A 25363-nucleotide genomic window follows, 5' to 3' on the forward strand; every position below is an offset into this window, starting at 1 on the left:
AAAACCTGCATATTGCTAGGGATTATTTGATTACTACGCGTATTTTTAAAGCTATATTTCTTGAGAATTTAGCGACCAGTCAATTGGCGAAGCACCCATTTTGATTAGTGCGTTATTCGCTCTTGAAAACGGTTTTGATCCAAAGAAACCACGCGAGGCAGAAAGAGGGCTTGGGTGAGAAGAAGTAATAAGTGTTGCGTTTGTTAACAATGGGGCTAAGCTTTGAGCGTTTCTTCCCCATAAAATAGCTACAAGAGGCATTGGGTTTCCGTTTTCGTCTTTTCGAGAATTTAACGCATTTATTGCAGCGTCTGTTACAGTTTCCCAGCCTTTTCCTTGATGACTATTTGCTTTACCTGCTTCAACAGTTAAGCAGCGGTTAAGAAGCATTACACCCTGCTTAGTCCACGGCGTTAAATCTCCACTTTGAGGAGTAGAAACACCTAAGTCGTTCACTAATTCCTTGTAAATATTAATAAGGCTTTTAGGTAACGGACGCACTTTTGGTGAAGTACAAAAACTTAATCCCACAGGATGGCCTGGAGTAGGGTAAGGGTCTTGGCCAACAATTAAAACCTTTATGCTTTTTAGCGGAATGCTAAACGCGCGCAAAATGTTGTGACTTGCGGGAAGAATATGGTGTCCACTTTCGATTTGTTCTCGCAAAAACACTCCCATTGCTCGAATTTGTGGCTCAACTGGAGTAAGAGCTTTAGCCCAATCTGGATCCATTAATTCTTCTAAAGGTTTAATTTTGTAAGGACTCATATGGCTACTGTATGACAAGGCATAGCATAATAGGAAAAATTTCTTGAAAATTCTGATTTGTGCTTTGTGACCAGCATTCGCTACTATGGATGCATATTGTTTTAAGTAAACACTTGGAGGAATGCAATTATGGCGCGAAATAATCACAACGTGTCGTATACGCCCGATGTTTTTGATGAACCACCAGAGGGACCAGTTGGTGTGCATCGCGGCAATCCCGCTTGGTACGCTGTAATTCTTCCTTATTTTGTTGCAATAGTTATTGCATTACTGGCTGGTTTGCTTGTTTGGGCAATCGGCTCTGGAGAGATTTCGCATCTTCCATTACCTTGGAATAATTCGCATCAAAGCTCGAAGTCTACAACAATAATTAAGAAATCGCATACTGATAAGTCAGATGGAAAAGATGAAGATAAGTCTGATGATGCAGATACGGATGAAGATGAAGATGCTTCAGCAAAGCAAAAGTCCAACAAAGATAAATCAGCGGACGATACTAAGGATGCTGACAGTAAATCTGATTCTACGACTTCAGTAGATAAGTCTGCTACCGTAAAAGTTATTAATGCAACCAATATTGCTGGGTATGCTGCTAAGAATGCAGACAAGCTGAAGCAATCTGGTTATGCAAATGTTACTGCTGGTAATCCAAGCGGCAAAGTTCCGTCTGAATCTGTTGTATGGTACAAGGATGATTCTCAGAAGGCCGCGGCGCAAGATATTGCAAAAACTTTGGGCATTACTGCTGTAGAAAACGAAAAAGAGATTGTTTCGCAGATTGTAGTAGTTCTTTGCAAGTAGTTTTCTACGCACAGAAGTAATAAAAGCAAAATATAGAAGCCGGTTGGATTAAATTCTAACCGGCTTTATTTGTAAAATTTTATTGAAAGTACATAATTATAAACGCCAAAGTTGGCACTCGGGCACATAGAGTGCTAATCTGCTAATTAGCACTCGAAGGTTGAGAGTGATAATTAGCAGCTGACGGCTAATCAAATCTTATTCACCTACGAGTGAGTGTTCCATAGTTACGATATGTGGAGGAAACATGGCAAAGATTATTGCCTATGAAGAGGACGCCCGTCAGGGTATGCTCGCAGGTCTTGACAAGCTTGCTAACACTGTAAAGGTTACGCTTGGACCTAAGGGTCGCAACGTAGTGCTTGATAAGACTTATGGAGCTCCAACCATTACTAACGATGGTGTTTCCATCGCTAAGGAAATCGATCTTGAAGATCCATATGAGCGTATTGGCGCCGAGCTTGTTAAAGAAGTTGCTAAGAAGACTGATGACGTTGCAGGCGATGGTACAACAACCGCAACAGTGCTTGCTCAGTCCTTGGTACACGAAGGTTTGAAGAACGTTGTTGCAGGAAGCAACCCAATTGCTCTTCGTCGTGGTATTGAGAAGGCCTCTGAAGCAATTGTTAAAGAACTTCTTGCTTCTGCTAAGGATGTTGAAACTAAGGATCAGATTGCTGCTACTGCTACAATTTCTGCAGCAGATCCTGAAGTTGGCGAAAAGATTGCTGAAGCTTTGGATAAGGTCGGTCAGGACGGCGTTGTTACAGTTGAAGATAACAACAAGTTTGGCCTTGATTTGGACTTCACTGAAGGTATGCGTTTTGATAAGGGCTATATTTCCCCTTACTTCGTCACTAACGCAGAAGACCAGACTGCTGTTCTTGAAGATCCATACATTTTGCTCACTTCTGGCAAGGTTTCCAGCCAGCAGGACATTGTTCACATTGCTGAACTCGTTATGAAGTCCGGCAAGCCATTGCTTATTATTGCTGAAGATGTTGATGGTGAAGCATTGCCAACTCTTGTTTTGAACAAGATTCGTGGCACTTTCAACACTGTAGCTGTAAAGGCTCCAGGCTTTGGCGATCGCCGTAAGGCTATGCTCCAGGATATGGCTATTTTGACTGGTGCACAGGTTGTTTCCGATGACCTCGGCTTGAAGCTTGATTCTATCGACGCTTCTGTGTTTGGTCACGCAGCTAAGGTTATTGTTTCTAAGGATGAAACAACTATCGTTTCTGGCGCTGGATCTAAGGAAGATGTTGATGCTCGCGTGGCTCAGATTCGCGCAGAAATCGAAAACACTGATTCCGATTACGATCGCGAAAAGCTTCAGGAGCGTCTTGCTAAGCTCGCTGGCGGCGTTGCTGTTATTAAGGTTGGCGCTGCTACTGAAGTTGAAGCTAAGGAGCGTAAGCATCGTATTGAAGATGCAGTTCGTAACGCTAAGGCTGCTATTGAGGAAGGTTTGCTTCCAGGCGGTGGCGTAGCTTTGGTTCAGGCTGCTGCAAAGATTGAAAAGTCTCAGTCAATCACCGAGCTTAAGGGTGAAGAAGCAACGGGCGCTGCAATCGTGTTCCGCGCTGTAGAAGCTCCAATCAAGCAGATTGCACAAAACTCCGGTGTTTCTGGAGATGTTGTGCTCAACAAGGTGCGCGAACTTCCAGAAGGCCAAGGCTTCAACGCTGCAACCAATGCTTACGAAGATTTAATGGCTGCTGGTGTTACTGACCCAGTTAAGGTAACTCGTTCTGCTCTACAGAACGCTGCTTCTATTGCAGGTTTGTTCTTAACAACTGAAGCTGTGGTTGCTAACAAGCCAGAAAAGCCAGCTGCAGCACCACAAGCTGGCGCTGATATGGGTTACTAAATATAAAAAAGTTGAGAAAATTTTTATAGCTTAATAGCTCATAGACTGAATATCTCATAGTAGATGGCGGTATGCTCAGAAATGAAGTATACCGCCATTTTTCATTAGACTATTCAGCAGACTATTCAGCCCATTCCAAATAGGGAAGTAGCTTGAGTTTCCGCATCAAGATACACTCCCGAAGCATGCTGCATAGCTTGCTGAATTGCTTCTAATGATTGTTCCATCTGCTGCTGTGCTGCACGCCACTGACCTGCGGTCGACGCAAACTTTGTAGCAGCGGAACCCGTCCATACGCTTTGCAACTGCTGCAGATTGGCATACATGCCGTTGACTGCTTCTCTAATTGAATTAACCGAGGTTCCAACTGCTGCAGCCGCCTGCTGAATTTGTTCTGAATCAACTCGAAATTGTGCCATATTTCCCCCTATTTGTATCTGCTTAAAAAGCATTTAGTACTAATTAGCGCAACATCACACTCATTGAGTAACCTTCTTACATAAACGTGTCTTACCTACTTGTGTGATGTCACGCTATTATGAATATATGCCATTGAAAAATTATGCAAAAGTTTTAGAAAAGAATGTGGTTAAAAGGTCAGGGGTTATCCACATTTTAAATGACTATAAGCTTACAAACTTAAATTTCGCACGCTTAAAGCAAGTATTACGTGCAGTTGTGGCATGTTTAGTTAGTATTTTTCTTACTTTTCAAATATTTCCAGTATTTCCAACTTTTTCTTTACTTTCGTCTGATTTTATAAAAATTAATAAAGCTTATGCGGAAGGACAAGCTTTAAATTCAGGAATTGTTGCCACTGATTCAATTACGGATACTGAAAATCTTCTTGGTGACTCTGTTAATAAAGTTTCTGACGAAATTGCCGCAACTAAAAAGCGAACTGGAGTAACGGTAAGATTACTTTATTTGTCTACTTTTGGAGATACTAAAGATCCATCAAAATGGGCAAGTGATTTATTAATAAGCACTCTTCCTGCAAAAAATACTGTATTGCTTGCTGTCGCAACTCGCGACGGCCGTCTAGTAGTTGCAGTATCGCCTAATTCCGACGAATGGTTAAAAAGCAGAAATACTGTTGACGCATTATCTGATGCAGCATATAAACCTTTAGTAACAACAACTGGCACTCATTGGGGTCAGTCTGCAATTATGATGATGAAACAAATTTCTCGCTCTAAACGAACCGCTACAACTTCTTCTGCAAGCCTTATGTCAACACTTATTATGTTGATTATTATTATTTGCTTAGGGGCAATAGTGACACTTATTTTGGCTCACCGAAGCCGTATTCAAAAGCAGATAAAAGCAGGCGTTAGAAAAGCACGTAGACGTCATGCTCGTCGCCGCTAATAAAATCAGCTACAACTTGTTGATTTTCAGCATTTATTCAGGAAACATTCAGCTTTATAAGTGATGCTAATCAGTATGAGTAAGAATGTTGAAGCATCTATTGTTGTCGTAGACGACGAGCCATCAATTCGTGAGCTTTTAGTAGCATCTTTGCACTTTGCAGGTTTTGAAGTTGAAACTGCAGCATCAGGTTCTCAAGCTGTTGATGTTATTGAAAGAGTGAAGCCTGATCTTATTGTTATGGACGTTATGCTGCCAGATATTGACGGCTTCACCGTAACGAGACGAATTCGCCAAAATGGTATTAAAGTACCTGTTCTTTTCCTTACAGCAAGAGATGATACGCAAGACAAGATTATGGGCTTAACAGTTGGTGGCGACGACTACGTAACTAAGCCATTTAGTTTGGAAGAAGTTGTTGCAAGAATCCGCGCAATTCTTCGCCGTACTCAAGAGCAGGATGAAATAACTCCTGTTATTCGCGTAGCAGATCTTGAGATTAACGAAGATTCGCACGATGTAACTCGAAGCGGCATACCGATTGAGCTTAGTCCAACTGAATACAAGCTTTTACATTACTTGATGGATAATGAAGGACGAGTGTTATCAAAAAGCCAGATTTTGAATCATGTATGGCAGTACGATTGGGGCGGAGATGCTGCAATAGTTGAATCCTATATTTCGTATCTTCGAAAGAAAATTGACGGAATTGAAATTACGGACGAAAATGGCAAGCTGCAAAAGGTAGTCCCTCTTATTGAAACAAAACGCGGAATTGGATACATGATTCGCGAACCAAAGTAAGGTCAAGCCTGATTATGGAAAACAATAATCGTAGTAGTGACGATAAAAAGCAGCCAAATAATGCTGTAACTGCGCACTCAAACAAAGACTCAGCGCGACAGCATGTTGGAAAAAGCGTTGCTGTTATACCAAATACTGCGTCAGAAAAAAAGCCAAAACAAAACAGAATTTGCTGGCTTAAAACCAAAGCAAATTCTATTCCTTTAAGTACACGTCTTGTGGCTTGCACTCTTGCGGTACTTACTGTTGCAGCATTTTGTATTTCATTATCAATTCGTCAACTGGTAGGAAATTATCTGCTTGAAAAAACTGACGCACAGTTAACAGATCAGGCAAGACTTATTTACGACAATATAGATTTGCTTCGTTCAAAAGATTCAAGCCAATCTACAGCAGGTCCAAACGACTACTTTATGCAGATTCGCGATATTAATAACAAAATCATATCTACTCCTTTAGTTCCAAAACTAAAGGGAGATTTTGTTTCTATTCCAAAGCTTCCTGCAAACGGAAAACCCATTAAGGGAGTTGTTACAAATAGGCCTTACACTGCTCCAGCTAAAGTTAAGGGTAATCCTGGTAGTGTTGACGAGATTACTTTAAAATCCGCAAAAGCTCCTTGGAGAGTTTTGGTGCTTGAATGGGAGCATCGAAGCAGCTACACTTCAGACGTACGTTTACGCGGATACGTGTATATTGCTTTATCTTTAAGCGACCAGCTTGATACTGTAAATACTCTTACCAGATACTGCATTATGGTAAGTATTGCAGTTATTCTTCTTGGAGCGGTATTTGCGGCGCTTATTATTCAGTCCACTTTAAGGCCGTTAAAGCGTATAGAAAAAACAGCTTCAAAAATTGCTTCTGGAGATTTAAGCAGACGAGTTCCGAGCGCACCAGAAAACACAGAAGTTGGTTCTTTAGCTGCTTCTTTGAACTCAATGCTTGCGCGCATTGAACGTGGCTTTAATGAGCAAGAAGCAATGACTGAAAAAATGAAGCGATTTGTTTCTGACGCAAGTCACGAATTGAGAACTCCTTTAGCAGCTATTCACGGTTATGCTGAGCTTTATACAATGTGGCGCAATATGCCGGGAGAGCAGGAGAGAGCAGATGACTCTATTGCCCACATTAAGGCTTCTAGTGAGCGCATGACTGAGTTAGTGGAAGATTTGCTTTCTTTGGCTCGATTTGACGAGGGTAGAGGAATTAATATTTCTCAGGAAGTTAGCTTGTCTCCAATTCTTTCGGATGCTGCTAACGATTTGCATGCTTTAGATCCCGCTAGAGCTGTTCAGCAGGGTTCACTTACGCTTTCTGAAGACTTCTCTTTGCAAGATTGCACTGACTGCAATTTTGAACGCAAGTTTGTGTTCAATAGTGGAAGTCTTCCTAGCGTATCTCTTCTTGGTGATGGAGCGCGCTTACGTCAAGTTATGACGAATATTGTTGGAAATATTCACCGATACACTCCGGCTGATTCTCCAGTAGAAATTGCTATTGGCGTAATGAAGGCTTCAATTGATCCAGACCAGCTTTCCAAGCTTCCTTCAGTTAGTGACTCGTTAAAAGAGTTTTTGATGGCTGCAGAAAAAAGCCAATCTAATGATTCTGGCAATACTTACGCAGTAATTCGTGTTGTTGACCATGGCCCTGGAGTTCCAGAAGAGTCTCTTTCTCGCATTTTTGAACGTTTCTATATTGCGGATCCTTCAAGAGCGCGCGAAAAAGGCGGAACTGGATTAGGAATGGCTATTGCACAGTCTGTTGTAAAAGCTCATCATGGTTTTATCTGCGCAACAATATCTGACCCGTCAACTATTTCGAGAGACCTTACTGTTTCAGATAATAATGTTGACGACACAATGGATGGTTCTGAGCCTCTGGATATTAATCCTCATGGATTAACTCTTACTGTTGTGCTTCCTGTAAGAGAAATTGAACCTTATGCGCTACAATAGAAAAAGCGAAACAATTAACATTAATATCTGGTAAACTATATACGGATGTTTTCGCATATAAACGATGCACTTGTGTGTTTAATGCATATTGATATGCGACAATGAGTGATTATTTGAGTGAGGTGTGTTATGCCCAATGGGCGTGTGCGTTGGTACGATGCGCAGAAGGGGTACGGTTTTATTGCCGGCGACGATGGTAAGGATGTTTTCTTACCAGCTGCAGCTTTGCCTGCAACTGTAAAAAATTTGCATAAGGGTGCAAAGGTTGAATTTTCTGTAATTGAGGGTCGTAAAGGTCCTCAAGCGATGGGACTTAATCTTATTGCAACAGCGCCATCGCTAGTTAAAGCAACTCGTCCAAAGGCAGAAGATATGGCAGCAATTGTTGAAGATCTTATTAAGCTGCTTGATTCTGCAGGTAATGGTTTGCGCCGTCGTCATTATCCATCTACTGCTGAAAGCAAGAAGCTTGCTACGCTTTTGCGCGCAGTAGCCGACAATTTCGACGTTCAAGAATAGTTTCGGGAATATTATTTATGACTGATGAAGTGATGAATCCACAAGATATTGCTCGCAGCATTGCTGTGGAAACTTCAGAGCGTTCCGATGCCGTGGGAGATTTTGTGTCTTCCACGGATATTGGTGACGGTGTTACCGATTTTCGCTTTGAAAGTAAGCTTGTTGGTTACGAGGGCTGGCAGTGGTCAGTAACGTTGTATCACGATTTGGAAACTGAGCGTTGGACTGTAAACGAATCTACGCTTATTCCTACTGACGACTCACTGCTGCCACCACCTTGGATTCCGTGGAAAGATCGATTGAAGCCAAGCGATCTTTCTGTAATGGATTCTATTGGAACAGAGGAAGACGATTCCCGTCTTGAAGATGGATTCCGTCCAGTAAATCATCAGTCTGAAGATGAATTAAGCGAAAAATCTGAGGAAGAATCTAAAGAAGAAAAAGAAAATTCCGAAGAAAATACGCTTAAGCAAGATGGCGAAACTGCTGAAAATGCAGACGCCACAGAAATTGTTGAGAATGAAAATGGCTCTTGCGATTCGCAAGGCAATGAATCATCCGAAAACAATGATTCTAACGAAGATCTTGAAGAGGCAGTTTCAACTTTACGTCTATCTCGCAGACGCGTGATGACTGCAGAAGCTCTTTCGCAAACAGCAAAACGCTGGTATGCAGGGCAACACGGGCCAAAGTCACTGTCAACAAAAATAGCTGACGGTAACGTTTGCTCTTCATGCGGTTTTATGATTCCACTAGCTGGAAGCTTGGGTTCAATGTTTGGCGTGTGCGCGAACATGTGGAGTCCAGACGATGGTCGAGTTGTATCTCTTGACCACGCTTGCGGAGAGCATTCCGAAATTGAGCCACCTGAGCCATCACAGCTGTGGATTCAATCAGCTCCAGCCTACGACGATTATCATATTGATATTTTGCAGCAAGCTCCTCGAGAAGAGCGTGCAGATGTTGAGCTTATTGAGGAAGCAATTGAAGATAGCAAAACGCATCGCCGCAAGCGTCGCAAATTAAATAAAGATGCTACTAATGATGCTAATACCGCTGATACAGCTGGTATAGCTGATACTGATATCACTGATACCCCTAGTACAGATACAGCTGATTCTAAGACAGCAGATTTGACTCCAGAAATTAACGATGTTGAATCTAATGATGTTGAATCTAATGATGTTGAATCTAACTATGAGGATGAAGCAAAAACCGAAGAAATTAAGAAAATAGAAGTTACTGAAGAATCTGCTAAAAGCGAAGAACCTAATAAAAACACAGGTACTACAGCAATGCGATTGTACAAAAGGAAATCACGCAGACAACATAAGTAAAATCTAAAGAAATTCTAAGGAATACAGAAAAATCCTAAAAATCTTAACAGATTCTAATAAATACTAATAAGTTGTGTAATACTTCGCGTCATGGTGACTAGTTACCATGGAATGAACGAAAAGAACGGAAGGCAGTTATGTTTGAACGGTTCACTGATCGCGCACGACGCGTGATTGTGCTAGCTCAAGAGGAAGCTCGCTCACTTCAGCATAATTACATTGGTACTGAGCATATTTTGCTTGGTCTAATTCGCGAAGGTGACGGAATTGCATCAAAAGCGTTGAGCTCAAAGGGCGTAGACTTGGAAAGCGCGCGCAAACAAGTGGAAGAAATGATTGGCAAGGGTGCTGTTGCCCCAAGCGGCCACATTCCTTTTACGCCGCACGCAAAGCAAGTTTTGGAGCTTAGCTTACGAGAAGCTCTGCAGCTTGGTCATAGCTACATTGGTACTGAGCATATTTTGCTAGGACTTATTCGCGAAGGCGAAGGCATTGGCACACAAGTGCTTATTAAAATGGAAGTCGATCTTGGAGACTTAAGAAGCACTACAGTTGACTTAATTCGCGGAGGTAGCTCTACAAGTTCAGAAGATGAAAAGGGCGAACTTGCTAACGCTGGAAGCGTGCAAGATAAAAGCAACAAGTCTGGGTCTGCACTTCTGGATCAGTTTGGCCGAAATCTTACACTTGAAGCGCGCGAAGGAAAACTTGATCCGGTAATTGGCCGTTCTGAGGAAATCGAACGAGTTATGGTTATTCTTAGCCGACGCACGAAGAATAATCCTGTGCTTATTGGAGATCCTGGCGTTGGTAAAACTGCAGTTGTAGAAGGACTTGCCCAGAAAATTGTTGAAGGCGATGTTCCAGAAACGTTGAAAAACAAGCAGATTTATTCTCTTGACTTAGGATCAATGATTGCAGGATCTCGCTACCGTGGCGATTTCGAAGAGCGCTTGAAGAAAGTTCTTAAAGAAATTAAAACTCGCGGCGATGTTGTGCTTTTTATTGACGAAATTCACACTATTGTTGGTGCAGGCTCTGCCGATGGTGCTCTTGGCGCTTCCGACATGCTTAAGCCAATGCTTGCTCGCGGCGAACTACAGACAATCGGTGCTACTACAACCGATGAGTATCGTAAGTATATTGAGAAAGATGCTGCTTTAGAGCGTCGTTTCCAGCCAATTCAGGTTCCTGAACCTACTATTGCTGAGACGATTGAGATTCTTAAAGGCTTGCGTTCGCGCTACGAAAATCATCATCATGTAACTATTACGGATGGAGCTTTACAGTCTTCTGCAGAGCTTTCTGACCGTTATATTCAAGATCGTCACCTTCCAGATAAGGCTATTGATCTTATTGATGAAGCTGGCGCACGCTTACGAATTAAGCGCTTAACTCAGCCGCCTGAGCTTAAAGAACTTAACCATAAGATTGCTAAGATTTCTGAAAAGAAAGATGAAGCAATTAAGCAGCAAGATTTCGAAGAGGCTGCTAATCTTCGAGACGATCAAGAAAAACTTGAAAACGAAGCTGCCGAAAAGGAAAAAGCTTGGCGTGAAGGTGAGTCTAACGTCAAAATGGTTGTTGACGAAGACATGATTGCTTCTGTTGTTTCAAGCACTACAGGAATTCCTGTAGTAAAGCTTACTCAGGCGGAGTCTCAGAAGCTTCTTCAAATGGAATCTGAGCTTCATAAGCGTATTGTTGGCCAAGATGAAGCCGTATCTGCTTTGGCACGCTCTATTCGACGAGCGCGCGTTGGTTTGAAAGATCCTAAACGTCCTTCTGGTTCGTTTATTTTCGCTGGACCTACAGGCGTTGGTAAAACTGAGCTTGCTAAAGCGTTGGCAAACTTCCTCTTTGACGACGATGATGCTTTGATTCGCGTTGATATGTCTGAGTTTGCTGAAAAGTATGCTGCATCTAGGCTTTTCGGAGCTCCTCCTGGATACGTTGGTTACGAAGAGGGCGGCGAGCTTACCGAAAAAGTTCGCAGGAAGCCATTCTCTGTGGTGCTTTTTGACGAGATTGAAAAAGCTCATCCGGATATTTTCAACACGCTTTTGCAAGTGTTGGATGATGGTCATTTAACCGACGGCCAAGGCAGAAAAGTAGACTTTAAGAATACGATTATTATTCTTACTACTAATCTTGGTACGCGCGATATTGCGAAGGCTGCAAACACTGGCTTTACGCTTGGAAATAGTTCTGATTCTACGTATCAGCGAATGAAGGATCAGGTTAATTCGGAGCTTAAGCGCCAGTTCCGTCCAGAATTTTTGAACCGTTTGGATGACACTATTGTGTTCCGTCAGCTTACGGAGCCTGAAGTGCGCCAAATTGTTGATATGGACATAAAGCTGCTCAATAATAGACTGTTTGATCACCACATGTCTTTGGAATTGACCGACGCCGCTAAGAATTTGCTCGCTCAAAAAGGATTCGATCCTTTGCTGGGCGCGCGTCCATTGCGTCGTGTAATTCAGCGAGATATTGAGGATATTATTTCCGAGAAGATTTTGCTGAACGAAATTTCTGACGGCGAACGAATTGAGGTTGACGCTGAAGGCGAAGGATTGCTGGGGGAGTTTACTTTTAAAAGCCAGCAGTTTGATGTTGCTGAGTTAGATGAATCTAGCAAGGATTCTAGCGATGATGTGGAGCTAGATGAATATAGCAAGGATTCTAACAACTTATCTAGCGACGTATCTGGTGACGATTCTAGCGATAGCAAGGCTTCTAGTGACGATTCTGCAGATAATACTGCAAAGGATGCTGATAACAGCTCTGAAAGCAATACTGGAAGCAATGCTGAAAACGAAACAGTTGATAAAACTGACAGCGAAACAAAATAAGCCTAGATAGTAAAAATCCCGACTGACTGTAATGTCGTCGGGATTTTTGTTTTTATGGATTTTATAAATAACTATTGTTCCGATTAATGCAATATGTTATTCCGATACTATTTATATTGTTCCAATAAAACTTTTTACTTAGCAGCTTGGTCAGATGCCATGCACATTTAATTTGTTTTGAAAATTATGCAAAATCAGAGGTAACCCCAAAATTCGCACACGTCACAATTAAGCTTATTCACTTAAAAAAAAAAGCAACATTTTTTCAAGCTATTGTGGATAAAAGGTGATAGAAAGTTTTTACATAAGCAGGTAACTCAAATTAATGAATCACGCTTGCGCTGAGCTTCTAATAATGCTTTTTCTAATTCCGCATCTACAGCAAAAATGTAGAGTCCATTAACTCCTCGTTTTAATAACACATTAAGCTCATTTTTAAGATTATCAATTGAATAATCTAGTGCAATTTTCTTATTTGATGATAAATCTTTATCATGCCTTTTATTAGTTGCTTTATCGTTTCGACTATTTTCCGGACAAAAAACAACTTTGCCATTACGATACTGCACTGATGGCCCAATTATTACTCCAACATAATTTAGATCAAATCCTTGAATGGTAAATGTAGATCCAATCTCATTTATAGTATGACGCTGTTCTGCCCATGATTTTTTTGATTCTTTTATTGAATGCGAATGCTTTTGGCTATCTTGCGAAGACAATTGATAATTCCATGGATGGCTAAAGACCTTACCTTCTTGTTCCAAAATTTCTAACTCGGAACTACTTACATCAGAACATTCTCCAAGTCCCATATGCCATTTTCCATTGCTATCACAATGTAAATCTACATTCCAAGTACCATTTACCGCATTAGGGTTATTCCTATTGCTCTTATACTCCCAGTCGTATGTTGCAACAAGACGTGATAATCCGTGTCCATTGCACCCAGAAGCTTTTTCTTCAGATTTAGTTTTGATAGCATTAAATAGTTTAATAGGTGAATCAAATACCTTGAAATCAAAAGTTTTATTTTCAGTATCCGAATCTGCATCTTTTGTTTCAACATTATTACATAGTGGAAGAGTGTCAATACCACCATTGTATACAAAATTTTTAATCCATTTTAGAACATCTTCATTAGCGTTCATACGCATCTGCTTTTCAAGAATAAAACGATGAACATTCGCGCTTATTGAATTATTATTTAATGATAACGCTTCGGCATTATTAGTATTATTGTCTGAAGACTTTTTATCCCTGTAACATGCTCCCAATAATTTTTCTAACTCTTCTGAATTCCACCGTTGGTTACTCTGTAAAATTTGATTAGGGTCAAAAGCTGCAATAACAATTCGAGACCTACGTAAGATATCAGATAACATATTTGAACCAGAGTAAGCCTGATTAGCTTGCGTATTCAGCAAGTGAGCTTCATCAATAAGAGCTACATCGCAGCAACGTTTTGGCTTGTCAATAATGCCACGGCCTTGTTCAGTTTGTTCACTAAAACGATTAATAAACTGAGAAGGTAACATAACAAGTTCATCATTACTCTTTTGCAAACGTAACTTTGTTGCTATTTGATTGTATACATTTACTTGTTCTTTATGATTTACAATTATGCAAGCCGTTTTTTTATTTTTAATAATTGAGGATTGCTTATATTCATAATCCAAATCTTCTTCTTCGTAGTTTTCTTCTTCAATATCCTCATTGTATTGTTGTAACCGATTATTTATGTTTTTTAATCTATTACAAATTTTGTAGAACAAGTCACTAAGCAAAACTGTTTTTCCGGTACCAGCATCACCCTCTAATAAAATAAGAGTAGATGAAGCAGAGTCACACTTATTTTTTGATTTTAGAACTCCATTAACGATTTGTATAACCGCTTCTTCAATATGCTGCTGTTTAGAAGTCAATTTATGAAATGGTGACGCTTTAAATAAAGCTGAGTCTCGAATAATTCCTTCTTCTGGGAACAAAACTGGGTCCATATCATGAAGTTGAACCCAGATTTCAGAAAAAATACGTTCAAACTCTTCTTCAGGATAATACTCACCTTGAGGATTAGGCCTGCGATTGTTAACTTTATCTATTGAATCAACACTTAGCAAATACTGCATAAAACGGTTTTCGACATCTAAAGTAAGCGATTTATTAAAATGTTTATTAGCAATAATATATTGTTTTACTTGGCCTTCAGATAGTTTTTCCCAATCATCTCTGTTTTTGGTATCAGTATTTAAATGTTGTTTTGTTCTAGCCTCAATATTATTAGTTTCACCAACATAAACCGTATATTTTTCATATTCTTTTTTATGAACAATATAAACAGTTGGGAATTTCAGCAAATAATGATTTAAAACCTGAATAGTTTGGTTATCAAGATCACTTCTTTTATACTTTAGATTTTCGTTAATGCTACGTTCTAATTCATTATCTTTGAAAACTTTATAAGGTAAATCAACAATTATGGACTTAGGTGGAACAATAGCTTTCATCATAATTTAATGATAACTATTTGATAAGAAATATTCCATTAATAGAATCTACTAATAGTGGCAAAAATTAAAAATGTTTTTGAATTGGATATTTTTAATTAAATACTATAAATTTTCGACTATGAAAATTTAATCCGCGTATCAAAACTATTTCCTTAACGCAATAATTTTGGCCCCTAACCAGAATAACCAGTACAAGAACCACAATAACAATGTTGTTGATGTATAATCGCTTTTGATAGTGTTTCCCGCATGCGCGGGGGTGATCCTTCTATGTTTCGTGTTCTATCGTCTTTCTCGCATTGGCGAGGCAATTACTTGAGCTTCAAATGCATGCAATACGTTTGAAGCTCAACTAGTTTAGTAATAAATATGCAACACAATCTTTCTTAAAGCTCTTATTGAGAGTATATTTACCATTATTTAATAATCATTGTGGATTAGGAGAAATGGGAAGACGGTAACCATGAGTTGTAATCACGTTGTCAATCCTGAATTATGGGGTAAAAAGAGAGAAGTTAATGGAGTAATGCAATGGCTTCCTCTTGCTCAACACCTTGAAGATACTGGAAATGTTATTGGTCAATTATGGGATCATTGGCTTAGCGATGGTCAGCAAAGATTGATTGAAGCCTCATTGAGCAAACATGTTGATGCAAAAAAATTAACTCAATTTTTAGGATGCATACATGATATTGGCAAAGCTACTCCCGTTTTTCAGTTTCGAAAATCGTATTCAAATTCAGAAGATTTAGATATTGCGTTAAAAAATAAGTTAGCTACTGTTGGCTTTACAAATATTGATTATTTTATTGATAATGCAGAAAATTGGTCGAGTAGTCATCACACTATAACTGGTCAAGCTATTCTTTCTAATGCTGGAGTTCCTGAAGGTATTTGTGCAATAGTTGGCGCTCATCACGGTAAGCCTTTAGATGATGATTCTGTTTATAAAAGTAACGAATCTGCGTATGCTGACCATTACTATCAAAGTGAAATTGAGAGTGAAAATAGTAAATTATGGCAAAAATTGCAGAATGATATTTTGGATTGGGCTCTAGAAAGGAATGATTTTTCTAATGTGAATGATCTTCCAGAAATAAGTGAACCGGCACAAGTTTTATTGTGTGGACTAGTAATTATGGCTGATTGGATTGCTAGTAATGAAACCTATTTTCCGCTTATTCCAATAGAGAAAGATTTAATTGAAAATCAGGAAGAAAGATATAAAAAAGGCTGGGAAAAGTGGTTGCAACATGGTTCTAAAGACGTATGGGAATCATTAAATTGTTGTAGCGATGTTTCTCAAATATACAAGCATCGTTTTGGTTTCTCGCCAAATAATATTCAGATAGCGTTGCGCGATGCTATTTCTCAGTCTAAAGAGCCTGGAATTTTTATTCTTGAATCTGCAATGGGTTCAGGAAAAACAGAGGCTTCTTTAGTTGCTGCTGAGCAATTGGCAAATCTAACTGGAAGAAGCGGAGTATTCTTTGGTCTTCCTACTCAAGCAACTTCTAACGGAATGTTTAGGAGAGTTGAGGATTGGCTTAAAAGCGTGAATCGTGATTTTCAAGGTGAAATTGGTTTACGTTTAGTTCATGGTAAAGCTGAACTGAATTCAGATTATACGCATTTGCCGCATGGAATGCAAAATATGAATGATGGCTGCGAAAGTACTTCTAATAGTAATTATGTAAATAATAATGGAGTAATACTTAATGATTGGTTTACTGGACGAAAAACAGCAATGTTGGATGACTTTGTTGTTGGTACAGTGGATCAATTTTTGTTAGCTTCGTTAAAGCAAAAGCATCTTATGCTTCGTCATTTGGGATTAAGTAAAAAAGTTGTAATTATTGACGAAGTGCACGCCTATGACGCTTACATGAATAAGTATCTTGAAGAATCTCTTATTTGGATGGCAGCATACGGTGTTCCTGTTGTGTTACTTTCTGCTACTTTACCAGCCAAACGTAGAAAAGAACTTATAAAAGCCTATATGTGCGGATTGTTGGGGTTTAATTGGAGAAAATGTGATAAATCTAATGTTGATTTTGAAACAAATAATTATCCTTTAATCACGTACAGTGATAAAAACTGTGTAAAACAAAAATTTATTGAAAATGATGCTAGTGATAATAAATCTGTTTCTGTAAGAAAAATAACAGACGATAACTTACATGAATCACTTGTTAGTGAGCTTAAATCTTTGCTAAACAATGGTGGTATTGCTGGAATTATAGTAAACACAGTTAAAAGAGCTCAGGAAATTTATAATGCCTGCGTTGATGAGTTTAATGATGACGAAGTTATAGTTATTCATTCGCAATTTATTGCTACAGATAGAGTTAGAAAAGAACAACAAATTTGCAATATGATAGGCAAGAATGCTCATAGACCTGTTCGTGCAATAATTATTGGTACCCAAGTATTAGAACAGTCACTTGATATTGATTTTGATGTTTTGTTTACTGATCTCGCTCCTATAGATTTATTACTTCAACGTGCTGGCAGATTACACAGGCATACTATAGAACGCCCAGATTCTTTTAAAAAGCCAATTTTATATGTGTTGGGAACCAGTGAGTGTTATGAATTTGATAAAGGTTCAGAATCTATTTACAGTAAATATTTACTTATGAGAACTCAATACTATTTGCCAGATGCTATAAACATGCCTAAAGATATTTCTCGATTAGTGCAAATAGTTTATGGAGATAATCCTTTAGAGTTACAAGAAGATTTGAAAGATGTGTATGCTGCTGCAAAAAGAGAACATGATTCAGACAGAAATAACAATGAAAGTGATGCTGAAACATATAGAATTGAAAATCCAAAAACAGAAATCGGTAGAAAATCTATTGTTGGCTTGTTGAAGAATCCAATTGTAAAAGAGTCTGATGAATTTGCATGCGCTCAAGTTCGTAACAGCGGTGAATCTATAGAAGTTATTGCTGTTAAAAAAGTTGGATCTGGCTATGGAACTTTTCACGATTGTGAAGATATTTCGCAAAATATTGATGATTCAGAAGTTGCAATGAAACTTGCTCAAGAAACAGTAGGATTGCCGTGGATGTTTACACTAAACAGTAATCGTGTTGAAGAAACAATTGCAGAATTGGAAAGAATACGTAAGCAAAAACAGTTCCAAAATTGGGATAATCAGCCTTGGCTACGAGGGTCTTTGGTTTTACTATTCGATGAAAATAATATTTGCGAAATATCGAAATATAGAGTTGTATATTCTGAAAAAAGTGGTATTGTATGTATTAAGAGTTCAGAAGAAGACAGAAAGGAATTAAAAGGTGAGCAGGTTTAATCTACTAGATGAGCCTTGGATTTCCGTCATTGTAGACGAAAAAGGACACAATACGCTCGTATCAATGACAGATGTGTTTAAGCATGCATCTGAATATAAAGCTCTTGCTGGTGATATGAAAACTCAAGATTTCGCATTGCTGCGCATTCTGCTAGCTGTGCTTCATACTGTTTTTTCTAGGTATGATATTCAGGGAAATTCTCGTGAATTTGATTCAGATGAATATTATAAAGAGGATTTTAATGAAGAAACAATGGATATTTGGCGTGAAGTTTGGGTCGCAAAAAAGTTTCCAGACGCAGTTTTCAAATATTTAGAACAATGGCATGATCATTTCTATCTTTTTGATGACAAGTATCCTTTTCTGCAAGTGCTTAAACAAGATATCGATAGTAAAAAACTTGGTGGTAAATCTCCTAGCGAGATATCTGGTAAAAATATAAATCGATTGATTTCTGAAAGCAATAATAAAATTGCAGTATTTTCTCCAAAAGATAATGTTGATAATAATAAATCGTCACTTACTGAATCACAATTAGCAAGATGGATTATTACGTTACAGTCATATTCTGGATTGGCGGATAAGACCATTTTTGGTACGGAAAAATATAAAGCTTCTAAAGGATGGCTTTTTGACCTTGGTGGCATCTACATAGAAGGCGAAAACCTATTTGAAACTCTTATGCTCAACTGCGTGCTTATCGGTGAAATGCAATCTCCTGAGAAGAGACAAAAACCGTGTTGGGAGTATTCAGGAGCAGAAAATATTGAAAATTCGTTTTATGAAACATTTATTGACAATATTTCTCAGCTTTACACTAGATGGAGTAGAGCAATATATATAAATCCTGATATTAGTATCGACAAGCCGATATCGGTTTCTATAGTGAAACTTCCTGATATTAATCATAAAAATGCTTTTATTGAGCCAATGACAGTATGGCAGTATAACAAGGAAGGTGAAAGTAAGGACAAATACACTCCTAGGAAACATAGAGCAGAAGAATCTATGTGGAGATCGTTCGGGTTACTTACATCGCAAGAGTTATATGATGGAAGCGTAAAAAATCATAAACCAGGAATTATTGAATGGTTAAATAAAATTAGTAAAAATATTTCTGGCTCTTCTATTTCACTACAAGCTGTAAGTATGAAAGATGATGGTAATGCTACATCTTGGGTTCCTACAGATGAAATATGCGATACCTTGCATATTGATGAAGTTGTAGTAACTGATAATTCCGACGATGGGTGGGTATATAGAATTAACAATGAAGTTGAGTATACAAGATCTGCCATAGGATTCATTTACAAGCAATTTCTTCTCGACATATGTGAAATACGCAATAGAAATAAAGATGACGCAGCTAAGTATTCTACTAAGTATATTAGTCAGGTTTATTTCTTAGTTGATCAACCATTTAGAGAATGGTTAGCAAATATTATGCCAAACGATTCCAAGAATGAGCGTTGCGTTCAGTGGAGAAATACATTGCATAACATACTTATAAATGAGGCAAAAGGAATGCTAGAAAATGCAACATTGCGTGATTTTACAGGTAGATCATCTGATCAAAGTGAGAAAGAATCTACAAAAAATATAATTACAGTTTACAACATTTTTATTAGTCGATTGAAAAAATTATAAGGAAAATAAAAGACATAGAAAGGAGGCTATTATGGCTGAAAATCAAAGCAAATCTGTTGAAGTATCAAGCGTTATTAACAAAATCATAAATCAATTCTTGAACAGCTCAGATATTGCATCGAGACGAGCTATGCTTGCTCAACTACGACACACAATTGGTAAGCCATTAAGTCAGTCAGTAGAAATATGGTCATGGATACTAAGCAATGTTCCGGAAAGCTTTATCAATAAATATGGTGAAGTTAGCTATCAAATGCGAGCTGTTATAAACACTTTGCAAATATACGCATTGTACGAGCAAAGTGATGTAGAAAAATCAAGTTATAAAGATTTGAACAAATCTGAAGATTCAGTAAATGAAAAATCTTATAACAATATGGGAACAGCTTTAAGAGCACTAAGAAGTGATGAAGGCGTACGTGGAGCTACGGATAGGCGCTTTAGTGTTATGGTTACTGCAAGCGATTATGAGAGTTTTTACTACTACCTTCGTCAATTAGTCCGATTGCTAAAAAGCAGAACGAAAGAAAATAAGCAAGCAATTGATTATTCTAAACTTGCGCACGATTTGTATTTGCTTCAGTTTGAAGATTCAGAAAAAGTAAGACTTTCCTGGGCGCAAGAATACTATCGCTTTAGCTAGTAGCAATACTTTTTAGATTTCAAAAATTACATATTTTAAAAACAGCATTATTAAACAATTAACTAAAATTAGAAAGGCAAAATCATGAACGCTCATTTATTCTTAGATATTCAAGCAATCCAAAGTGTTCCACCATGCAATATTAATCGTGATGATGCAGGCAGTCCAAAAACTGCTCAATATGGCGGTGTAACTAGAAACAGAATAAGTTCTCAATGCTGGAAGCACTCAATGCGTGAATACTTCAAAGAGCACGGCGGTGACTCTAATGTTGGAATACGAAGCAAAAACATTGTTAAATACGTTGCCGATAAAATCATTACGTTAAAACCAGAATTATCTGAACAAGAAGCATTAGATTTAGCAGATAAAACGTTAAATACTGCTGGAGTTAAAACTAAAACAGATAAGGGAGAAACAGTTCCTACAGCAAAAGCTTTATTCTTCTTAGGAGAGACTCAAGCAAATTCTCTAGCTCAAGCAGCAATTAACAATGTTACTGACAAAAAACAGCTACAAGAAATCTTGAAAGATAATCCACCTATTGATATTGCGTTATTTGGTCGCATGCTTGCAGACGATCCGTCGCTTAATGAGGACGCTTCTTCGCAAGTTGCTCACGCAATTTCCACTCATGCGGTTCGTGCTGAATTTGATTACTATACTGCTGTTGATGATTTATCTGCGGATGATAATGCTGGAGCAGGGATGCTTGGAACAATAGAATATAATTCTTCGACGCTTTATCGTTATGCAAATGTGGCAGTGCATGAATTTAGTCACCAGTTGAGTGATAACAAAGAATCTACAATTAATGCTCTCAGACTTTTTATTGAAGCTTTCGCTAATGCAATGCCTACTGGAAAAGTAAATACTTTTGCGAATCAAACTTTGCCGCAAATGCTTGTGGTAACTTTAAGAGATGACAGGCCAGTGAATTTAGTGAGCGCATTTGAAGATCCAGTAAAATCTAAAGATGGATATGTTTCAAAGTCTATAGAGAAGCTATCTCAAGAATACGAGAAAGTTCAAAAATTTGTTCATAAGCCACTCGCGTCATTCTATGTAACAATGGATTCTTCAAATGAGAATCTTAAATTAGGAGTGGAAGAGCAAAGTATGCAGCAATTGTTAGATGATTTTTCTTCTAAAGTCTCCGAATTTCTTCAGTAAATTTCTTAATAAATAACACTTATTAGTTGATGTTTAGTGTTTAACAGTTAGGAAGCTTATGAAAAGTTTATTACTGAAGTTTGCTGGACCTTTGCAATCATGGGGTACAGATTCTCATTTTGAAACTCGTCACACAGATTACTATCCATCTAAAAGTGCGGTAATAGGTATGATTGCTGCAGCTTTTGGATATAGAAGAAGTGCAGATTGCGATGAAAATATTGCAAAACTTAATGATTTAGATTTTGCAGTGCGAATTGATCAGCAAGGGAATTTGCTTAGAGATTATCATATTGCTGCAAAATATAAAGCTAACGGCGATTTTGAAAAAAATTATGTTACAAACCGCTACTACATAGAAGATGCTATATTTCTTGTTGCAATAGGATCTGACGATGAGAAACTCATCGATAGCATTAATGATGCTTTGCGCTCGCCATATTTTCAATCTAGTTTAGGCAGAAGATCATTGCCTCCTACTGCTGACTTTATTCTAGGAGTAGAAGATTGTGGAGTAATTCAAGCTCTATTAACGCATGAGTGGCTTGCAAGAAAAGCAGGGAAAAATCAAGTACAAGTTTCTAAATTATCTATGCTCTCGCAATCTTCTAATGAATCATGTAATGCTGGATTTATATCTTTATATGCTGATTCAGATTTAGTAGATAAAGCAGAATGCGAATTAGCTAAAGATAATACTTGTACTTATAAAATTCAGTCGTATGTTCGTAAGTTACGCAAGGATTACGTTAATTCTTTCTCAAATAAGGAAAGAAAATTTGGATTTCGATACGAGTCAAAAATGGAAATTCCTATTGAGAAAATTTCACACAATAATTTGGATTCGGAAGATATTTCATCAGATAGTAAACATCTTAAATCTGTTGGAGAGTTTATTGCTGAGCATGATGCTTTTTCTGGATTGGAGTCTTAAATGTCTTATTTAAGCAGAGTAGAAATTGATTATAAAAAGCCTTCATCGTTGAGAGATCTTAAATCTGTTGGTGCTTTTCATAATTGGGTTGAGCAAAGTTTTCCTGACGAATGGGAGAATCATGAAAGAAGCAGAAAGCTATGGAGAGTTGATGTTTTGCATGGAAAACATTACTTGCTTATAGTGAGTGATTCTAAACCAGATTTGCAACGTCTAGAGATGTATGGTGTTTCCGGAACAGCGTCAAGTAAAACTTATGATAAGTTTTTAGGCTCACTGATGAATGGTATGAGAATGCAATTTCGTGTGACACTTAACCCTGTTGTTTCTATTTCTGATAATGCTGAAACTCACACTGCTAGAGGTAGGGTAGTACCACATGTTACTTATGATCAGCAGATGAATTTTTTGCTTAATCGCGCGCAAAAATTAGGTTTTTCGTTGAACGAAAATGAATTCGCCATTGTTGAACACGGATATAGCTTATTTACTAAGTCAGAAAAACCTATTCGATTAAGTAAAGCTGTTTATCAAGGTATTTTAACAATTAGTGATGCAGACATCATGCGTAAAACACTGCTAGAAGGAATTGGTAAAAAGAAAGCGTATGGCTTTGGAATGATGACAGTAATACCATTAGACAATTTAAATAAATGACGCTATTTTATTGAAGGCTGTAACAGTATGAAAAAGAAATGCGGTGCTAAGAAAGCCGAAATTCAAGAGCTTCCACGTATAGGCGACAGAGTAAGTTTTATATACGTAGAGAACATGCGAAAATTAATCGTCTTGATAGTGCTGTTACAGTCTTTGATGCAAATGGAACTATAAGAGTTCCTGCTGCGATGATTGGCGTTTTACTTTTAGGTCCTGGTACGGAGATTACTCATAGAGCCATGGAATTACTTGGAGATGTTGGTGCAAGCATAGTTTGGGTTGGTGAGCATGGGGTTCGCAATTATGCTCATGGTAGAGCATTGTCAAGAAGTTCAAGATTGTTGGAAAAACAAGCAAAACTTGTTACTAATAGTAGATCTAGACTGAGCGTTGCGAGAAAAATGTATCAAATGCGTTTCCCTAATGAAAACGTATCCTCATATACTATGCAACAATTGCGAGGAAGAGAGGGCGCTCGCGTTAGACATGTATATAGGGAAATGTCTAACAAATACAATGTTCAATGGAATGGTCGCGATTATAAAGTTGATGATTTTGAAAGCGGTACTATTGTTAATCAAGCATTATCTGTAGGCAATGTATGCCTATATGGTTTGGTGCATAGCATAATATCTGCTTTAGGTTTAGCACCTGGATTAGGTTTCGTACATACTGGACATGATCTTTCTCTCGTATACGATATTGCAGACTTATATAAAGCTGAATTAACTATTCCAGCATCTTTTGAAATTGCTTCTCAGTGTGAATCAGAGGATGACATTGAACAGTTAATGCGTTTGAAAATGCGTGATTGTTTCGCAAATTGCAACATAATGTCTCGTATTGTTAATGACATACAAAATCTTCTTGAAATACCAGTTGACGAACAGATTACCGTTGATGTAATACATCTTTGGGATAATAGAGAACACCTTGTAGCTTCTGGTGTAAATTACAGCGAGGTGAATTAATATGCCGTTAACTGTGATTACTATGACGAACTGTCCACTATCTTTAAGAGGTGATTTAACTAAGTGGATGCAAGAAATAGCTACAGGCGTTTACGTAGGCAATTTTAACTGTAGAGTTCGAGAAGAATTATGGAAACGTATAGAAGGCAGTGTTGGCAATGGTGCTGTAACAATGAGTTTTTCTTCCAGAAATGAAATTGGATACGACTTTAAGACTATCCATTCGCATCGTGAAGTAGTTTATTCAGATGGATTACCTCTGGTGCGTATTCCAACAGTTGATGATACATTGGAAAACGATATTAAACATGGATTTAGTGATGCAGCACATTTTCATAATGCAAGGAAATTTTCAAATGTTAGGCGTAAAAGTATTAATACTACTTCTAATAAAATTGAAAATAATCTTACAAATGAAAATATTAGTTATCTAAGTTATGATAATGTTTCTCGAACTGCAAACTTTATTACAAATAATGAAAAACTAACTTGTACAGATTACTGGAAAGATTTTATTGATAAAATAAGTAAGAATTTTGTTGTAATAGATTTCGAAACTACAGGTTTAAATAGCAAAGTTGATAAAATCATTGAAATTGGAGCCGTTAAGTTCATTGATGGGAAAATTGAAGAATTCCAAAAACTAATAAATATTAATTGCGAGAACGTTAGTAATTTTAATAAGAATAATTTTATTCCGAATGAAATTATTGAGCTAACTGGCATTACAGATAATATGCTTGATTCTTATGGTGTCGGATTAGATTTAGCATTAAAAGAATTTATTGATTTTATCGGAAAATTACCGGTACTTGGATACAATATACAGTTTGATATGTCATTTTTAAATTCTGCTTTATCTTCATTAGATGAAAGATTGGATTATTCTCTTTCAATTAATAAAATTTTTGATATCTCACGTTTTGTAAAGAAAGAAAAGAAATTTTTAAAAAATTACCAGCTAAGGACTGTACTACACGAATACAACATTTCTGACTCCGTTCCGCATAGAGCTCTTCTGGACGCTAGACTGACAGCGCATCTTGTTTTTAATTTGAAAGGATTGCTAAAATTTATTTCATAAAAATAAAATACTGATGTACGCTCTGTGATAGGTTGAATTTAAAAAGTAAATGGAATTTGACTATTGCTGTTATAAAAATGGCCATTTTATTGGGATTTTTAAGCGTCTTTCCCGCATACGCGGGGGTGATCCCTG

18 protein-coding genes and 1 pseudogene are annotated in these 25363 nt (G+C 37.8%); 16 read left to right on the forward strand and 3 right to left on the reverse strand.

Going from position 1 to position 25363, the window contains the following annotated elements; translation table 11 throughout:
- Positions 1-51: 51 nt before the first annotated feature.
- Complete coding sequence (locus tag ACJV7B_RS01445) at positions 52-768, reverse strand: uracil-DNA glycosylase (RefSeq protein ID WP_119521608.1); 717 nt, start codon at positions 766-768, stop codon at positions 52-54.
- Between the two features lie 129 nt (positions 769-897).
- Here ACJV7B_RS01445 and ACJV7B_RS01450 point away from each other — a divergent pair, with 129 nt between their 5' ends.
- Together ACJV7B_RS01450 and groL are read left to right on the forward strand one after the other, a co-directional pair.
- Positions 898-1569 carry a LytR C-terminal domain-containing protein gene (locus ACJV7B_RS01450; RefSeq protein WP_004136175.1) on the forward strand — a complete coding sequence of 224 codons (672 nt, stop codon included), beginning with the start codon at positions 898-900 and terminating at the stop codon, positions 1567-1569.
- Between the two features lie 247 nt (positions 1570-1816).
- Positions 1817-3442 carry a chaperonin GroEL gene (gene groL / locus ACJV7B_RS01455; RefSeq protein ID WP_419388786.1) on the forward strand — a complete coding sequence of 542 codons (1626 nt, stop codon included), beginning with the start codon at positions 1817-1819 and terminating at the stop codon, positions 3440-3442.
- A gap of 125 nt (positions 3443-3567) precedes the next feature.
- Here the strand turns inward: groL and ACJV7B_RS01460 are convergent, their stop codons facing one another.
- Positions 3568-3861: a WXG100 family type VII secretion target gene (locus tag ACJV7B_RS01460; protein ID WP_004127832.1), complete on the reverse strand. Its 294-nt coding sequence runs from the start codon at positions 3859-3861 to the stop codon at positions 3568-3570.
- Between the two features lie 127 nt (positions 3862-3988).
- Between ACJV7B_RS01460 and ACJV7B_RS01465 the strand changes: the two genes are divergently transcribed.
- The 6 genes from ACJV7B_RS01465 to ACJV7B_RS01490 all read left to right on the forward strand — a co-directional run bounded on the left by ACJV7B_RS01465 (position 3989) and on the right by ACJV7B_RS01490 (position 12289).
- Positions 3989-4813 (forward strand): hypothetical protein, encoded by an 825-nt coding sequence (locus ACJV7B_RS01465; protein WP_419388787.1) that lies wholly within the window; start codon positions 3989-3991, stop codon positions 4811-4813.
- A 75-nt stretch (positions 4814-4888) separates the two neighbouring features.
- Positions 4889-5617: a response regulator transcription factor gene (locus ACJV7B_RS01470; protein ID WP_004127837.1), complete on the forward strand. Its 729-nt coding sequence runs from the start codon at positions 4889-4891 to the stop codon at positions 5615-5617.
- 14 nt (positions 5618-5631) lie between these two features.
- Positions 5632-7578: a sensor histidine kinase gene (locus ACJV7B_RS01475; protein WP_419388788.1), complete on the forward strand. Its 1947-nt coding sequence runs from the start codon at positions 5632-5634 to the stop codon at positions 7576-7578.
- A gap of 129 nt (positions 7579-7707) precedes the next feature.
- Positions 7708-8097 (forward strand): cold-shock protein, encoded by a 390-nt coding sequence (locus ACJV7B_RS01480; protein ID WP_004127843.1) that lies wholly within the window; start codon positions 7708-7710, stop codon positions 8095-8097.
- A gap of 17 nt (positions 8098-8114) precedes the next feature.
- A complete protein-coding gene (locus ACJV7B_RS01485) occupies positions 8115-9434 on the forward strand; it encodes a DUF3027 domain-containing protein (RefSeq protein ID WP_419388789.1) in 1320 nt (439 codons plus the stop codon).
- 137 nt (positions 9435-9571) lie between these two features.
- Positions 9572-12289 (forward strand): ATP-dependent Clp protease ATP-binding subunit, encoded by a 2718-nt coding sequence (locus ACJV7B_RS01490; protein ID WP_410314319.1) that lies wholly within the window; start codon positions 9572-9574, stop codon positions 12287-12289.
- 317 nt (positions 12290-12606) lie between these two features.
- Here ACJV7B_RS01490 and ACJV7B_RS01495 read toward each other — a convergent pair whose 3' ends face one another.
- Positions 12607-14799: a DUF2075 domain-containing protein gene (locus ACJV7B_RS01495; protein WP_419388790.1), complete on the reverse strand. Its 2193-nt coding sequence runs from the start codon at positions 14797-14799 to the stop codon at positions 12607-12609.
- A 463-nt stretch (positions 14800-15262) separates the two neighbouring features.
- Here ACJV7B_RS01495 and cas3 point away from each other — a divergent pair, with 463 nt between their 5' ends.
- The 8 genes and pseudogenes from cas3 (at position 15263) to cas2e (ending at position 25228) form a co-directional block, all read left to right on the forward strand.
- Positions 15263-18118 carry a CRISPR-associated helicase Cas3' gene (cas3, locus tag ACJV7B_RS01500; RefSeq protein WP_419388791.1) on the forward strand — a complete coding sequence of 952 codons (2856 nt, stop codon included), beginning with the start codon at positions 15263-15265 and terminating at the stop codon, positions 18116-18118.
- A complete protein-coding gene (locus ACJV7B_RS01505; RefSeq protein ID WP_419388792.1) occupies positions 18105-19766 on the forward strand; it encodes a type I-E CRISPR-associated protein Cse1/CasA in 1662 nt (553 codons plus the stop codon). The genes cas3 and ACJV7B_RS01505 overlap by 14 nt, the downstream gene beginning before the upstream one ends.
- 31 nt (positions 19767-19797) lie before the next feature.
- A complete protein-coding gene (casB, locus tag ACJV7B_RS01510) occupies positions 19798-20409 on the forward strand; it encodes a type I-E CRISPR-associated protein Cse2/CasB (RefSeq protein WP_419388793.1) in 612 nt (203 codons plus the stop codon).
- Between the two features lie 84 nt (positions 20410-20493).
- Positions 20494-21582: a type I-E CRISPR-associated protein Cas7/Cse4/CasC gene (gene cas7e, locus ACJV7B_RS01515; RefSeq protein WP_419388794.1), complete on the forward strand. Its 1089-nt coding sequence runs from the start codon at positions 20494-20496 to the stop codon at positions 21580-21582.
- A 58-nt stretch (positions 21583-21640) separates the two neighbouring features.
- Positions 21641-22516 carry a type I-E CRISPR-associated protein Cas5/CasD gene (gene cas5e, locus ACJV7B_RS01520; RefSeq protein WP_419388795.1) on the forward strand — a complete coding sequence of 292 codons (876 nt, stop codon included), beginning with the start codon at positions 21641-21643 and terminating at the stop codon, positions 22514-22516.
- Positions 22517-23173: a type I-E CRISPR-associated protein Cas6/Cse3/CasE gene (gene cas6e, locus ACJV7B_RS01525; RefSeq protein ID WP_419388796.1), complete on the forward strand. Its 657-nt coding sequence runs from the start codon at positions 22517-22519 to the stop codon at positions 23171-23173.
- A gap of 27 nt (positions 23174-23200) precedes the next feature.
- Positions 23201-24144, forward strand: a pseudogene (cas1e, locus tag ACJV7B_RS01530) (type I-E CRISPR-associated endonuclease Cas1e).
- A 1-nt stretch (position 24145) separates the two neighbouring features.
- Complete coding sequence (cas2e, locus tag ACJV7B_RS01535) at positions 24146-25228, forward strand: type I-E CRISPR-associated endoribonuclease Cas2e (RefSeq protein ID WP_419388797.1); 1083 nt, start codon at positions 24146-24148, stop codon at positions 25226-25228.
- Positions 25229-25363: the final 135 nt, after the last annotated feature.

Origin of the sequence: Gardnerella bretellae, assembly GCF_048545135.1 — a bacterium.
Taxonomy (GTDB): Bacteria; Actinomycetota; Actinomycetes; order Actinomycetales; family Bifidobacteriaceae; genus Bifidobacterium; species Bifidobacterium greenwoodii.